Origin of the sequence: Streptomyces griseorubiginosus (assembly GCF_017614965.1) — a bacterium.
GTDB lineage: Bacteria > Actinomycetota > Actinomycetes > Streptomycetales > Streptomycetaceae > Streptomyces > Streptomyces griseorubiginosus_B.
Genome location: NZ_WVUG01000096.1, coordinates 13,571 through 28,298 on the forward strand (window position 1 = coordinate 13,571; position 14,728 = coordinate 28,298).

9 protein-coding genes are annotated in these 14,728 nt (G+C 72.0%); all 9 read right to left on the reverse strand.

The features are described from left to right. Nucleotide 1: 1 nt before the first annotated feature. The 9 genes from GRC12_RS19535 to GRC12_RS19575 all read right to left on the reverse strand — a co-directional run bounded on the left by GRC12_RS19535 (nucleotide 2) and on the right by GRC12_RS19575 (nucleotide 14,657). Nucleotides 2-1,543: a right-handed parallel beta-helix repeat-containing protein gene (locus GRC12_RS19535; RefSeq protein WP_208780597.1), complete on the reverse strand. Its 1,542-nt coding sequence runs from the start codon at nucleotides 1,541-1,543 to the stop codon at nucleotides 2-4. Continuing rightward, entirely contained in the window at nucleotides 1,540-3,495 is a 1,956-nt protein-coding gene (locus tag GRC12_RS19540) for a heparinase II/III family protein (protein WP_208780598.1), read from the reverse strand. The genes GRC12_RS19535 and GRC12_RS19540 overlap by 4 nt, the downstream gene beginning before the upstream one ends. Then, complete coding sequence (locus tag GRC12_RS19545; protein WP_208780599.1) at nucleotides 3,492-5,699, reverse strand: bi-domain-containing oxidoreductase; 2,208 nt, start codon at nucleotides 5,697-5,699, stop codon at nucleotides 3,492-3,494. Before GRC12_RS19545 ends, GRC12_RS19540 begins: the two co-directional genes overlap by 4 nt. A 16-nt stretch (nucleotides 5,700-5,715) precedes the next feature. Then, a complete protein-coding gene (asnB, locus tag GRC12_RS19550; protein WP_208780600.1) occupies nucleotides 5,716-7,650 on the reverse strand; it encodes an asparagine synthase (glutamine-hydrolyzing) in 1,935 nt (644 codons plus the stop codon). A gap of 2 nt (nucleotides 7,651-7,652) precedes the next feature. Beyond that, nucleotides 7,653-9,170, reverse strand: coding sequence for a Wzz/FepE/Etk N-terminal domain-containing protein (locus GRC12_RS19555; RefSeq protein ID WP_208780601.1), 1,518 nt, complete (start codon nucleotides 9,168-9,170; stop codon nucleotides 7,653-7,655). Further along, nucleotides 9,167-10,537 (reverse strand): Wzz/FepE/Etk N-terminal domain-containing protein, encoded by a 1,371-nt coding sequence (locus GRC12_RS19560; RefSeq protein WP_208780602.1) that lies wholly within the window; start codon nucleotides 10,535-10,537, stop codon nucleotides 9,167-9,169. Before GRC12_RS19560 ends, GRC12_RS19555 begins: the two co-directional genes overlap by 4 nt. Beyond that, a complete protein-coding gene (locus GRC12_RS19565; RefSeq protein WP_208780603.1) occupies nucleotides 10,534-11,799 on the reverse strand; it encodes a glycosyltransferase family 4 protein in 1,266 nt (421 codons plus the stop codon). Before GRC12_RS19565 ends, GRC12_RS19560 begins: the two co-directional genes overlap by 4 nt. Continuing rightward, complete coding sequence (locus GRC12_RS19570; RefSeq protein ID WP_208780604.1) at nucleotides 11,789-13,105, reverse strand: nucleotide sugar dehydrogenase; 1,317 nt, start codon at nucleotides 13,103-13,105, stop codon at nucleotides 11,789-11,791. Before GRC12_RS19570 ends, GRC12_RS19565 begins: the two co-directional genes overlap by 11 nt. Before the next feature lie 73 nt (nucleotides 13,106-13,178). Next, entirely contained in the window at nucleotides 13,179-14,657 is a 1,479-nt protein-coding gene (locus tag GRC12_RS19575; RefSeq protein ID WP_208780605.1) for a sugar transferase, read from the reverse strand. Nucleotides 14,658-14,728 lie beyond the last annotated feature (71 nt).

The window sequence follows — 14,728 nt, forward strand, 5'->3', positions numbered from 1 at the left end:
CTCACCCACCGTCCTCGGCGCGGAAGGTGCTGCCCGCGTCCTGCCGGTACGGCGTGCCCTGCCACTGCCCGAGCTCGAGCACCCGGCTCGGGTCGTAGGCGACGAACGTCCACGGGCCGACGTAGACGTTGTCGTGCCAGCGGTTGTGCTGCTTGGTGGTGATGGCCTCCGCCACCGCCTCGCCCTTGTACGGCGACCAGTCGGGGTAGGTGCCGTAGTTGGACAGCACCGCCATGCGGTCGCACTTGTCCGTGCACTTGACGACGGACTTGTCCAGCACGAAGCGGTTGTTGTGGATGTTCACCCGCTGGGTCCGCCACCGGCAGTCGGAGTAGAGCGGGGCCTTGGCGATCGCCGGCTGGACGCAGCGCTTGGTGTTCCTCACCAGCAGCGTGCAGTCGCCGGAGGAGGTGTTGGCGGGGCTGTTGCAGAACCGGTCGGCGTTCTCCCACAGGGTGATCCCGGACCAGTTGTCCTCCAGCAGGTTCCCGTAGATCTCGATCTGGTCGGTGCGGGCCTTGATCCGTGGTTCACCGCCGGACTCCGACAGGTAGACGGTGGCGTACGGGAAGTTGTCGCCGCGGTCGGCCGCCGCACGGCCCTCGACCCAGTTGTTCCGGCGGATCGTGTTGTTGCGGATGATCGCGTTGTAGCTGATCTCGTAGATCAGCGCGGCACCGTCGTTGGCCTCGATCACGTTGTTCTCGATGAGGAAGTCGTTGTTGTTGGTGTCCGCCCACAACCCCGTTCCGCGGTTGTCGTGGACCCAGTTGCCGCGCACGTCGGCGCCGTCGACCGCCCAGAACTTGATGCCTCCGGTGCAGCCGCAGCCCTGCTGCCGCCGCTCCCAGTCGCCGGTGTTGTTGCCCACGATCTCGTTGCCCTCGACCACCAGGTCCGTGATACGGCCGGAACCCTTGTACGCGTTCATGCCGTACTGGCCGTTGTCGCGCAGGCAGTTGGCGCGGACCTGCTGGCGGGCGCCGGCCATCAGCCCGGCGCCGGAGTTGTTCTGGATCGTCGAGTGCTCGATCACCCAGCCGTCGGCGGAGTCGTGGTTGACCACGCCCTCGTTCTGCGGGGGGACGAAACCCTGCACGGTCAGGTAGCCGACGGTGACGTCGCGGGCGGGACCGGAGAACGCGTACTGGTTCTTCTTCCGGCCGTCCAGCACCGCCCCCGGTGCGCCGAGGTAGCGGTCCCCGTCCTTGGGGACGACCTGGGCGTAGCGGTCCGGGTCGAGCCGGTGCCTGCCCGGCCGGAGCCAGAACGTGGTGTGCGGGGGACTGCTCTTGGTCTTCGCCGCCAGGTCGCCGACCACCGAGGGGTCGACCGTCACCGCTCCGGCCGGCGCCTTGGCCGGCCCGGTCCCGGGATGGGCGCAGACCCGTGCCACGGACTGGGACCGCGCCCCGGACGTGGTGGGCACGGCGGTCGGCTTCTCACGCGGCGCGTGCCGCGTGCCGTCACAGCCGCTCACCAGCAGCAGGGCCAGCACCAGCGGTGCCACCGCCGGTGCCCAGGGCCGCGTCCCGATCCTCACGCGCCCCCCTGGCCGCGGAACCCCAGCACGGTGGTGAAGCCCTCCGTGCCGCCGGTGAAGCCGGAACCGACCAGGGTGGTGGCGGGTTCCTTGCGTCCGAAGCCTGCCGAGTACCAGCCCAGCACGGGATCCGTCTCACCGCGGTGCGCCTGCCAGGACAGCTGCCCGGGCAGCTCCAGCACCGCGGAACGGTCCTCGCCGTCCTTGGTCCAGCTGAGCCGTGCCCGGTTCCCCTCCAGGTCCGCGGTGATCGCCGGGCCGAGGTGGAACGCCAGGCGTACGGCCCGGCGCGGGCCGCGGACCTCGTCGATCACCCGCAACTCCCGGCGCGCAGGGGTCAGTTCCACCCGGCGGCGGTGCACGGAGCCCTCGTAGCCGTCGTGCTCGGCGGACCAGGCGGCCGTGTCCTCGCCGGAGGTGTCCACGCTCAGCACCCGGGTCTCGGCGTGCCGGGTCCACAGGAACGGTCCGCCGGAGACGGACTGGTCGGCGCCGTCCAGCTGCAGGGTGTTGTGGCCGAGGGTGGAGCGGAAGTACTGCCGCCACTCGGGCTGCCCGTGGTAGCAGTACGTCCCCGGGTCGGCGAGCACGTCGACACCGTCGTGCCGGACCTCCACGGACAGCGCGTCCGCGTGGGCGTGCGCGGCGATGGAGAGGAAGCCGTGCGGGCCACCGTCGCAGCGGCACCAGATCTCCTCCGGCCCGCGCAGGATCGTCATGCCGGCGTCCGCGAAGTGCGCCGGCCGCTGTGCCGGACGGCGCGCGGACGGTTCCGCCGGTTTGACGAGAGCGGCCAGCAGCGGGGTGCGTACGTCGGTGCCGGTCACGGCCGGCCACCAGGGGAGGCGGCCGAACACGGCTTCGCCGGTGGCCAGCAGCGAGCCCCAGCGGTCGGTGCCCGAGCCGTCCACGACCAGGCCGTAGCCGTCGTCGGCGTCGCCCTGGCGCGGCGGCCGCAGCCGGTTGTCCACCATGGCGGCGAGCGCGTCCGTCATACGCAGCAGCACCAGGCGGACCGACGCGGGGACGGGCACGCCGGCGGCGTCCGCCTCCGCCACGGCGGCCAGGCCGAGTTCGAGGACGAGCCCGTGGTACTCGGTGGCCAGCTCCCGGTTGATGCCGGAGAGGTAGGTGTTGCCGCGCAGGTGCCGGTCCAGCGACCGCAGCGCGTCGGCCCGCCAACGCGCCGACGCGGGGAACCAGTCGAAGGCGCAGGCGGCGGCGAACTGCCCGGCGGCCTCGGCGATGACGTGGTTGTTCGCCGACGATCCCCGGCTGGGGAAGGCGGCCAGCCACCGCTGGTGGTGCCAGATCTGCCGCACCGCCACCGGGTTGTCCTCGAACAGCCCGGCCGCGCCGGACCAGCCGTCCAGCAGCCGCCGGATCCACACCCAGGACAGCAGCCGGATGCCCAGCTCGATGCCGCTGATCCAGTGGACGCCCCGCAGCGGCGGGTTGACCGCCCACCAGGACCGCAGGTGCGCGGCCACGCGCTCGGCGTAGCGCTCGTCCCCGGTGGCCGCGTAGGCGGCGGCGAGCTGGGTGAGGTACTGGTGCCGGGACGGCTCCCAGATCTGCTTGATGTCCCCGACCGCGTCCTCGCTGCGGTACGGCACGTCGAAGGCGTAGCCCGCGGGGGCCCGGCGCCCGGTCTTGGGGTCGAACCACCAGTCCGGGTCGGTCAGGTCGTCGCGGACCACGCCGAAGAACTCGGCGTGCCCGTCCATCAGCCGGTCCGCGTCGGCGACGAGACGCTTCACGGCGTCGGGAGGCAGCGCGGCGATCGTCCCGGCCGGCAGGACCGCGGTGAAGCGCGCGCCGGTGACACCCGGGCCCGCGGGCGGCGCCGCACGCCACCGCCGTCGGCGAACCGCGTCGCCCACCCGGCCCGCGACCTCCTGCGGTCCCATCCGGGACAGCCGCCGCAGGTACCAGCCCGCGCTCATGGTCACAGCGCCCTCGCCAGCGTCACCGGGGCGCCGCTCGCCAGAGCGGTCTGCACCGCGAGGGTGGCCGCCGTGGTCGCGACCAGCGACTGAAGCGGCACCGGCATCGGCCCGCCGGTCCGCACGGCCTTGACGAACGCGGCCAGTTCGGCGTTCTGGCCCTTGTCGCGGGCCTTGGGCAGCCGCGAACTGACCCACCGCTTCTGTCCGGCCGTGCTTTTGTCGAAATACACAGAAGCACGGACGAAGTCGTCCAGCCGCAGCGCCCGCCCGTCGGCGATCAGGTCCAGCGTCTCCTTCGGGAAGGCCGACGGGCCGGAGGTGACGTAGCTGATGGTGGCGGTGGACCCGTCCGGGTAGCGCAGCACGATCTGCAGGTCCTCGTTGCCGGACGGGGCGGTCGCGTACACGGACACCGGATCGGCGTCGAGCAGCCAGCTCGCCGTGTCGACGAAGTGTCCGCCCTCGCCCACGAACCGCGAGCCCTCGGAGCCCTGCTGGAGGTACCAGCTGCCGTGGTCGAGGCGACCGGCGTTGACCAGGTAGCGGAGGTTGGCCGGGCCGGTCCGGGCGCCGAAGCGCTCCCTGGCCTCCTGCAGCAGCGGCGAGAACCGGCGGTTGAAGCCCACCTGCAGCCGGTCGTTGCCGGACTCCTCCACCGCCGCGAGCACCCCGGCCAGCTCGTCCTCGCTGAGGGCGAGGGGCTTCTCCACGAACACGGTCTTGCCGGCGAGGAGCGCCTTGCGGGTCAGTTCGGCGTGCGAGCTGTGCCGGGTGACCACGAACACCGCGTCGACCGACTTGTCGCCGAGCACCGCGTCGAGGTCGGTGGTGGCCTCGGCGAAGCCGAACTTCCGCTGCGCGTTGGCCGCGGACAGCGCCGTCGTGGTGACGACCGTCGACAACTCCACGCCCTCGCGCTGTGCCAGGTGCGGCAGCAGCATCGACGTCGCGTAGTTGCCGGCGCCGATGAACGCGAGCCGCACGGGCGACTTGGCGAGCCGGGCCGGACTGGGCCGCACCTTCACCGCGGGCACCGCCACCGACACGGCCGCCGGCTGAGCCTCTTCCTCCGCCTCCACCGAGGGTTCGGGGTAGCGGAACAGCACGGCCACGGCCTTCAGTTCGCCGTCCTTCAGGCGCCGGTAGGTCTCGACGGCGTCGTCGAAGTCGGCGATGTGGGAGATCAGGGGCTCCACGTCGACGCGACCGCGGGCGAGGAGGTCGAGGAAGCACGCCAGGTTGCGGCGCTCGGTCCAGCGCACGTAGCCGATCGGGTAGTCGCGCCCCTCCAGCTCGTACGACGGGTCGTAGCGCCCGGGTCCGTACGAACGGGAGAACCGGACGTCGAGTTCCTTCTCGTAGTACGCGTTCCACGGCAGGTCCAGGCGGCACTTGCCGATGTCGACGACCCGGCCGCGGTCCCGGCAGAGCTTGGCGGCCAGCTCCACGGGCTGGTTGCTGCCGCCGCCCGCGGCCAGGTACACCTGGTCCACGCCGTGACCGTCGGTGAGTTCGGCGACGGCGTTCTCCACGGCCGTGGACGCCGGGTCGCCGCAGGCCGCCGCGCCCAGGCGCTCGGCGAGTTCGCAGCGCGACGGGTCGGGGTCGGCGCCGACGACCCGGACCCCCGAGGCGACGAGCAGCTGCACCACCAGCTGCCCGATCAGCCCGAGACCGATGACCAGCGCCACCTCGCCGAGCTGGGGCTCGCCCTGGCGGACGCCCTGCAGCGCGATCGACCCCACGGTGCCGAAGGCCGCGTGCCGCGGCGCGAGGCCGTCCGGGACGGGGGAGTAGAGGTTCTTCGGCACCCAGTTCAGCTCGGCGTGCAGCGCGTGCTCGTTGCCCGCGCAGGCCACGAGGTCGCCGACCTTCACGTCGTCGATGCCGGCGCCGACCTGCTCGACGATGCCGCACAGCGAGTAGCCCAGCGGCGTGTAGGAGTCCAGCTTGCCCATCACCTTGCGGTACGTGGCGGGCACGCCGTTGGTGGCCACGCTCTGCATGACCTTGGCCACCTGGTCGGGGCGGGAGCGGGCCTTGCCCAGCATCGACATGCCGGCCTCGGAGACCTTCATCAGCTCGGTGCCCGTGGAGATCAGCGAGAAGGCGCTGCGGACCAGCACACCGCCCGGCTTGCAACCCGGCACCGGCACGTCGAGCACAGCCAGCTCGCCGCTCTTGTAGTTCTGTACGACCTGTTTCACCGAAGTCCCCTGATTTCTAAGCCGTTTGCCGAGTGCTCTGGGCGGACCCGGAGGTCGCGTCGCGATACCAGTACTCGAGGGTCAGCACATGCCACAGATGCTTGGAGAAGTCCTGCTGCCCGGCGGCGTCCTCGGCGACCATCCGGGCCAGCGCGTCGCGGCGCAGGAAACCGGAGCGGACGAGTTCGCCGTCGTTGACCACCTCGCGCACCAGCGGCGCCAGATCCCGGCTCATCCAGGCGCGCAGCGGGGCGCTGAACAGGCCCTTGGGCCGGTAGACGATCTCCCGGGGCAGGATCGAGGTGGCCGCCTCCTTCAGGACCGCCTTGCCCTGCCGTCCGGCGATCTTGCGGTCGCCGGGCACGGTGAACGCCGCCTTGACGACCTCGACGTCCACGTACGGAACCCGCACCTCGGTCGACGCGGCCATGCTGGAGCGGTCCGTGTAGGTGAGGTTCAGGCCCGGCAGGAACATCCGGGCGTCGGCCAGGCACATGCGGTTGACGAAGTCGTCGAGCCCGTTGTCCGCGTAGACGTCCGCGTGCTCGGTCAGCACGTCGTCGACCGTCCCAGCGAGGTCCGGGTCGATCAGGGCGAGCAGTTCGTCCTGGTCGTACATGGTGTAGCTGCGCCGGAACGCGGTCTCCTCCGGCAGATCGGCGAAGGAGAGGAACCGCTTGGCGAAGCGCACCGACCTCAGGCCCCGGCGGGACGTGGCGACCGGCAGCCGGTCCACGGCCGCGGAGACACCGCGCCGAAGCGGCCGCGGGACACGCTGGTAGCGCAGGGCGAGCAGGTTGGCCAGGTGCTTGCGGTACCCGGCGAACAACTCGTCGGCGCCCATCCCGGAGAGCATCACCTTGACCCCGGCCTCCCGGGCGGCCGTGCAGATCAGGAAGGTGTTGATCGCGGCGGGGTCGCCGATCGGCTCGTCCAGGTGGTACGTCATCTGCGGCAGCAGGTCGAGCACGTTCGGGGCGATCTCGATCTCGTGCAGGTCGACGCCGAACCGCTCGGCCACCTGCCGGGCGTAGCGCAGGTCGTCCGGCATCGCCTCGAACCGGGCGTCCTCGGCGCGGAACCCGATCGTGTAGGCGGAGATCCCCGGCTGGTGGCGGGCCGCCAGCGCGGTCAGATAGCTGGAGTCGAGGCCGCCCGACAGGAAGGTCGCGACGGGCACGTCGGAGAGCAGGTGGCGCCGGGTCGACTCCTCGACGACGGCGGCCAGGTCCGGCTGCTCGCCGGCCAGGGCCCGCTCCCGGCCCTCGGCGGCGACGTCCTTCAGGTTCCAGAACCGGCCCCGCTCGATGCTGCCGTCGGGCCGGCACTTCAGCCAGGTCCCCGGCGGCAGCTTCTCCGCCTCACGGAACGCGCAGCGGGAGTCGGGCACCCAGTAGTACAGCAGCGAGGCCACCAGCGCCGCGTGGTCGACCTCCAGCGATCCGCCGGTCGCGCCGGCGAGGGCCTTGAGCTCGGAGGCGAACGCCAGGCCCCCGCCGCGCCGGAGCAGGAACAGCGGCTTGATGCCGAGCTGGTCGCGGACGAGGACCAGCTCGCCGGTCCGCTCGTCGAAGACGCCGAACGCGAACATGCCGCGCAGCCGGGGCAGACAGTCCGTGCCCCAGCGCCGCCACGCCTCCAGGAGCACCTCGGTGTCGGAGGTGCCGCGGAAGCGCACCCCGGCGGCCTCGAGTTCGGCGCGCAGCTCGGGCGCGTTGTACAGCTCGCCGTTGTACGTCAGGGCGAGACCGCCCGAGACCATCGGCTGGGCGCCGGTCTCGGACAGGTCGATGATGGACAGCCGGCGGTGCCCGAGCTGCACCTCGCCGTCACCTGCGGGGTGGCCGTAGCGGCCGGCCCCGTCCGGGCCGCGGTGGGCGAGGGTCTCGGTGAGCCGGTCGGTGACGATCTTCCCGTCCGGCCACCGGTACGTGCCTGCGATGCCACACATGCCTACCGCGCCTCCTGCTCGCTGTCCGGGACCCGTGCGGCCCACATCGGCTGGCGGTCCGGCCGGTGCCGGCCGATCCCGTTCTGCCGGGCGGACCGGTCGTTCTGACCGCGCAGGGCGGTGTGCAGTCCGTCCCAGAGCGTGCCGTCGGTCCGGTCGCGCGGATCGGGGTCGATCAGCACCACGCCGATCACCGCGATCCGCTGGTCGGCGAGCTGCCGCGCCACGGTGTGCAGCCAGGCGGCGTCGCCGTGCCCGGCCCGCACGACCAGCACGGTCTGCGTGCCGAGGTACTGCAGGTCGGTCCACGCCGTGCCGGGCGCCACCGAGCCGACGCCGAGCGCGCGCTCCTCGGGCGGCCGGGTCCCGGCCCGCTCGCCGGTGACGACGGTCGGGTCTCCCGGCTTCTGCCGGCGGCCGGAGAGCTGTGAGCCGGGCAGACCGTCGATGACGACGACCGGTCCGTCCGCCGCGAGTGTCCTGGCGAGGTCCAGGGCGAGCCCGACCGTGCTGCGCGCACTGCCCAGTTCCAGCAGCGACACCCCTTCCTCGGAGCCGCGCACGGTGCGAGCCAGGGTCCCGGTGAGGCGTTCGCGTGCCGCCCGGTTGCGTCGGCGGTGCCACAGCACGGGCGACCGGGCGGGCAGCTCCGCGATGACGGAGGCGCCGAGGTTCGCCGCGATGTCCCGGCGCAGCACGGGGCGGTCCGCCACCACCACACCGACCGCGGACACCGCGAGCCCGAGGACGAGACCGAGGACGAGCCCGATCGCGGCGTCGGTGGCGGCGGCCTTGGGCAGGGAGTGCCGTACGGCGTGCGGGGCGTCCACGATCTGCGTGCCGGCGATGAGCTGGGGCGTGCCGACGCTGGCCTCCGCGGCCCGCTCGCCGAAATCGGTGATCTTCGAGGTGAGGTCGGCGCGGCGGGCGAAGAGCGACTCCAGGTCCGCCGACTTGGCGCCGGTCGTCGTGGATCCGTCCCCGATCGCCTTGTTGACCTGGGCGAGTTCGTCCCGCAGCCGGTCCCGCTGGCTGAGCAGGGCCTTGGCCTCGGCGTTGGAGGTCGCCTGGATCCGCCGCACATGGTCCGCGACGAACGCGTCGGCCAGCGCCTTGGCGCGGGCCTTCGCTTCCGTGTCGCTGTCACCCGTCACGGTGATCTGCAGCAGGTTGTTGGTCAGACCGGCACCGCTGTAGTCCTTCATGAAGGCCTCCGGAGTCTCCGGGGACTTCAGGGCCTTCAGGGCGGCATCGGCGATCCGTGTGGTCTGCAGCAGCGCCACGTCGGTGCGGATCAGGGTTCCGGGGTCGTTCGGCTGGTCCTCCTCGTGCGCGACCAGCACCTTGGTCACCGCGCTCGGGGGCGGCGGCATCAGGACGGCCACCGCGGCCCCGAGCACCAGGCCGACCAGGGCCATGGCGCTCCACAGGCGCCGGCGCCTGCGCACCGCCACCACCAGGGACTGCAGATCGAGGAGCGGGGCGGCGGCCGTCGACTCCGACGGCGTGTTCGTCGTCACGCTGAACCTCCCGTTCCGTGGCCGGGCACCGCGAGCGTCAGGGTGGCGTCGTCCGGGAGCTGGCTCCCCGAGCGCGTGGGGCGGGCCAGGACCAGGCCGGCGACGACGATGCCCACGACCTCGTGCCGGGCGTCCGCGCACGCCTCGGCGATGCCGGCGAGCTCCTCCGCGGTCCAGCTGCCGGCGCTGAGGACGACCAGGGCGCCGGACTCGGCATCGCGGTCCGGCACGGTCGGCCGGTCCACCGAGACCTCCACCACGCGCAGGTGCAGACCGTTCTTGGCCTCGGCGGCGAGCTGCCCCGCGGCCCGGCGGGCGGTCTCGTCGCCGTCCGGCACGAGGACCAGCACCTTCTGGGCTCCCGGCAGCCGTTCCTTCAGACGGGCGCACACCCGCCGGTAGCGGAGCCGGCCGGCGGCCTGGTCGCCGGACTTCTGCGGGGCGGGCATGTCCCACCGTGCGTCCATGCCGAGGACGCGGCGGAGGCGGGCACGTGCGCCCCCGCCCTCCGGCCGGTGCGCCGAGTGTTCCGTGGGCACGTCGACGGTGCCGAGGAGCGTCGAGCCCAGCGCCGCGGCGATCTCCGGTTCGGTGCGCAGCCGGCGGTTCATCCGTATCGCGACGAGATGACCGATGAGCGCGATCAGGAAGAACAGCAGCGCCCCACCGGCGATGAGCTGCACCCGCGTGGGCGGCGCCTCACCGGCCGGGCGGGGGGCCGCGCCCATGACGACCATGCCCGCCTTGTTGTTCGAGGGGTCGGCCTGGTCGAGCTTCTGCATGGCCTCCTCCAGCGAGGTGCGCAGCTGCTCGAGTTCGGTGCGGGCCTGCACGCTCTCCACCGTCTGTCCCGGGTCGGCCGCCTTGGCCAGTTCGGTGATGCGGCGGTTGGTCTCCGCGACCTGCTTGCGCAGGGCCGCGGTCCCCGAGGACGCCGTCGCATCGGTGCTGCCGCCCGCGACCCCGTCGGCGAAGGCGACGAACTGCCGGGCCACCTGGTCGGACAGACGCTGCGCGCGCTCCGGGGTGTCGGAGGTGCCGGAGATCTTGATGATGTTCCCGTCGGCCGCCTTGGCGGTCACCCGGTCCTGCAGCGTCCTGCCGCTGACACCGGACCAGTGCAGAGCGGCGGCGGTGCGGTCGAGCACCGCCGAACTGCTGGCGATGTCCACCTGGGTCAGCAGCTCGCGCTCCTCCCACTGCCCCGGCAGCAGGACCGGTGCCGACGCCGTGTACCGCGGCGGGAACACCACCAGGGAGGTGCCGTAGCCGATGAGTGCGCCCACCACGGCGAAGGCGGCGAGAAGCCGCCAACGCCGGCGGAGTATCCGCCAGATCGTGACTAGGCGGATCGTGTCTTCGTTCAACGCCGCTGCCTCTTCCTTGTGCGGACCGGGTCGCCCGCCGACTGGGGGGTTCGATCGCGGCTCGCGGCGGCGTAGGCGGCGAGAAGCGAAGCTTGCGAGTTGCGCCACGACAGCGGACCGCTGATCCGCTCCTGGCCGATGCCGCCCATCCGGGCCCGCTTCTCCGGGTCGTCCAGCAACTCCGTGATCAGCTTGGCGAACTGGGCCTCGTCGTTGGCGGGCGCGTAGACGGCGGCGTCACCGGCGGAGACGCGTGCCTCCTTCAGGTCGAAGGAGACGATCGCCCGGCCCATCGCCATGTACTCCAGGACCTTGTTCATGGTCGACACGTCGTTGAGCGGATTGCGCGGATCGGGGGAGAGGCACACGTCCGCGGTGGACAGATAGCGCACCAGGTCGGCGTCCGGGATGCGTCCGGTGAACTGCACCTGCTCGGTCAGGCCGAGCTCCCGGGAAAGCTCCACCATCGCGTCGAAGGCGTCGCCGGAGCCGACGAACACCGCGTGCCAGTCGGTCCGCCCGCACTCGTCGCGCAGCTTGGCGAGGGCGCGCAGAGCGTAGTCGACTCCGTCCTGCGGGCCCATCACCCCCAGATAGCACAGCAGATGGGGCTTGCCGCGCTTCAACTCCGGCTCGGGCGCGACCGGTTGGAACCGCTCGATCTGGGGTGCGCTGCGCACCACGAAGACGTCCTCCGGGCGCTTGCCGCCACGGCGCATCGCGACGTCCCGGTAGCTCTCGTTGGTGGCCAGCACGATGTCCGCGGTCCGGTAGGTCCGCCGTTCCAGCGCGCACACCGCGCGGTAGAGCAGGTCCTCACCGCGGTCGAACCGGGAGAGGTACAGCTCGGGCACCAGGTCGTGCTGGTCGAAGACGAACCGCGCGCCGCGCCGCTTCAGCCACAGCGCGGGCAGGAAGAGCAGGTCGGGCGGGTTGCAGGCGTGGACGACGTCGACCGGGCCCACCTTGCGGGCGAGCCGGGCCGTGTGCCACAGCGCCGATCCGTACTCCCGCAGATAGCCGGCCGGTCCTCCGGTGGCCGCGCGCAACGGGTAGCGGTGGATCCGCACCCCGTCGATCTCGGCCTCGGCCTCGGTGTCGCGTTTGCTGCCCTGCGGGCAGATGACGTGCACCTCCCAGCCGGCGTCGCGCAGCGTCGTGCACTCCTGCCACACCCGCCGGTCGAACGGCACCGACAGGTTCTCCACCAGGATCAGCGCGCGCGGGCTCGGCCCGTCACCGCCGACTGCGTTACCAAGCAAGGCCCATGTATCCCGGTTCGGTCCGGCGCACGTCGGCGTCGGGAAGGCGGACGAGGTCGACGATCAGCGGGCCGTCGCCGTGGGGGAGTGCCGACAGCACGGCCGGGTCCTTGGTCCCGACCAGGCACACCTCGGCGTGTTCGAGGACGTCCTCGACGGAGTCGGCGAGCAGCTGCGCGAGGTGCGGCAGCCGGGTCTCGATGTACTCGCGGTTGGCGCCGATCAGCCGGGACAGGCTCACGTTGGCGTCGTGGATCCGCAGGTCGTAGCCCCTGCCGTGGAGCCTCTCCGCCAGCTCGACGAGCGGGCTCTCACGGAGGTCGTCGGTGCCGGGCTTGAACGACAGCCCGAACAGGCCCACCCGGCGCTTGCCGGTGCGCTCGACCATGTCGACCGCGCGCTGCAGATGATCGGAGTTGGAGGGCAGCACATGGGAGAGGATCGGCACCGACACGTCGGCCCGCTGGGCCGCGTACACCAGGCTGCGCAGGTCCTTGGGCAGGCAGGAGCCGCCGAAGGCGAAGCCGGGGCGCAGGTAGGCGGGGCTGATGTTCAGCTTGCGGTCCGCCAGGAACACGTCCATCACCTGGTGCGAGTCGACCCCGAGCGCCTGGCACACCGCGCCCAGCTCGTTCGCGAAGCCGATCTTGAGGCCGTGGAAGGCGTTGTCCGCGTACTTGATCGCCTCGGCCGTCGGGACCGGCACCCGGAACACCTCGCCGGGCAGGCCCTCGTACAGCGCCAGCACGGCGTCGCCGCTCGCCGTGTCGAGCTCGCCGATGACGGTCTTGGGCGGTTCGAAGAAGTCCCGCACGCTCGTGCCCTCGCGCAGGAACTCCGGGTTGACCGCGACCCCGACGTCCACCCCGGCCGTGCCGCCGACGTACTTCTCCAGGATCGGCACCAGCAGGTTCAGGCAGGTGCCCGGGAGCATGGTGCTGCGGAACACGACGGTGTGCCGCCCGCCCCGCTCGGCCAGCGCCGCACCGATCTGCTCGGTGACCCGCTCCAGGTACGTGGTGCACAGGCTGCCGTTGGGCTCGGACGGCGTGCCCACGCAGACCAGCGATATCTCGCTGTCCAGGATCGCCTCGCGGACGTCGGTGGTGGCGCGCAGCGCCCCGGTCCGTACGACCTCGGCGGTCAGTTCGCCGATCCGCTCCTCGACCACCGGGGCCTTGCCGTCGTTGACCAGGTCGACCTTCACCTGGCTCACATCCACCCCGACGACCTCGTGCCCCATGCTGGCCAGGCACGCGGCCGACACGCAGCCCACGTAGCCGAGCCCGAAAACGCTGACCTTCATGACCCGTTCCTCCCCCCAGGCAGGCCCTTGTGGCCTGCGTTCGGCACACCGGCCGGACGACGCTCCCCGCGCATCAGTAGGCCCCCTGCCCGTGCAGCACCGCACGCAGCGTCTTCCACAAGATCACTGTGTCCAGGGCGAGCGACCAGTCCTCCACGTACCGCAGGTCGAGGCGGACGGCCTCCTCCCACGGCAGGTCGCTGCGTCCGCTGATCTGCCACAGGCCGGTGAGTCCGGGCTTGACCAGCAGCCGTCGCCGGATGTCCGGGCCGTAGGCGGCGGACTCCTCCGGCAGCGGCGGCCTCGGACCGACGAGCGACATCGATCCGGTGAGTACGTTGAACAGCTGCGGGAGTTCGTCGATCGAGTACCGGCGCAGCACCGATCCCACCCGGGTGACCCGCGGATCCCGGCGGACCTTGAACAACAGCCCCGCGCCCTCGTTGAGTTCGGCCAGTTCCGCACGTGCCGCGTGGGCCCCGGTGACCATCGTGCGGAACTTGAGGATGGTGAACTCGCGGCCATCCTTGCCGACCCTGCGCTGGCGGTAGAACGCCCCACCCCGGCTGTCCAGCACCACGAGCAGTGCCACGAGCGCCATCAGCGGCGCGAACAGCAGCAGCAGAATCGTTGCGCCCACCCGGTCCACGACCGCTTTGACCGCCCGGCGGCCGCCGGTGAAGGTCGGCATGCTGACCCGCAGCAGGGGGATCCCGAGCACCGCGTCGACGTGCAGCCGCGGCCCGGCCACCTCCATCAGCACCGGAGCCACGACCATCTCGGCGTCGCTGCCCTCGAGGTTCCAGGCCAGCCGCTGCAGCCGGTCCGGGGACCAGTGCGCGTCGGGCGTGACGGCGACGACGCGGTAGCCGTCGCGGCGGACGCGCTGCGCCACGTCCGACAGCCGGCCGACGATCGGCACTCCGTCCAGGTGGCCGCCGTCGATCTCGGAATCGTCCGTCGTGCACACCCCGTCCACCCGCCAACCGAGGTGCGGGAACTTGCGGGTGCGGGTGATCAGGTCGTGCACGGTGGCGGGGCTCCCGGCTGCGAGCACCGGTCTCAGGCACCGGCCTTCCTTGCGCTGTTTGTGCAGCCAGAGACGCAGCAGATAGCGCGCGATCATGGTGACGACCGCGATCGCGGGGATCGCGACGAAGATCCAAAGCTTGATGTTGCGCGAGGTCAGGGCGATCCCGCCGAGCGCCAGGACGACGGTCGCCGCGAACAGCGAGCGGCCGAGCCGGCGGAACTCCTCGGCGCCCTGGCCGAGCACGGCGGGAGCCCACGCGCGGCCCACCGCGAGCGCCCCCAGCACCAGCAGCTCGGTGCCGAACGCGAGAATCCCCCACTTCTCATGCCAGTTGGCCGCGTCCCGGGCCCCGAAGAACTCGCCTATCGCCGTCACCACGACGAACGTGGCGGCGGTGTCGCTGGTGATCACGGCACGGCGGTACCGCTGCTCCCAGGCGATGGCGGGCTGTCTCATTGTCCCGTTCGGCACCTGCTGGCGCGCCGGCGGAAACGAGTTGACTACTCCCCCTTGACGCACAGAACCCCCCAGGTTCCGCAATGGCTCGACGTGTTCGCCCAACACTGTTCCTCCCCCCGGGAGGCCCCCAC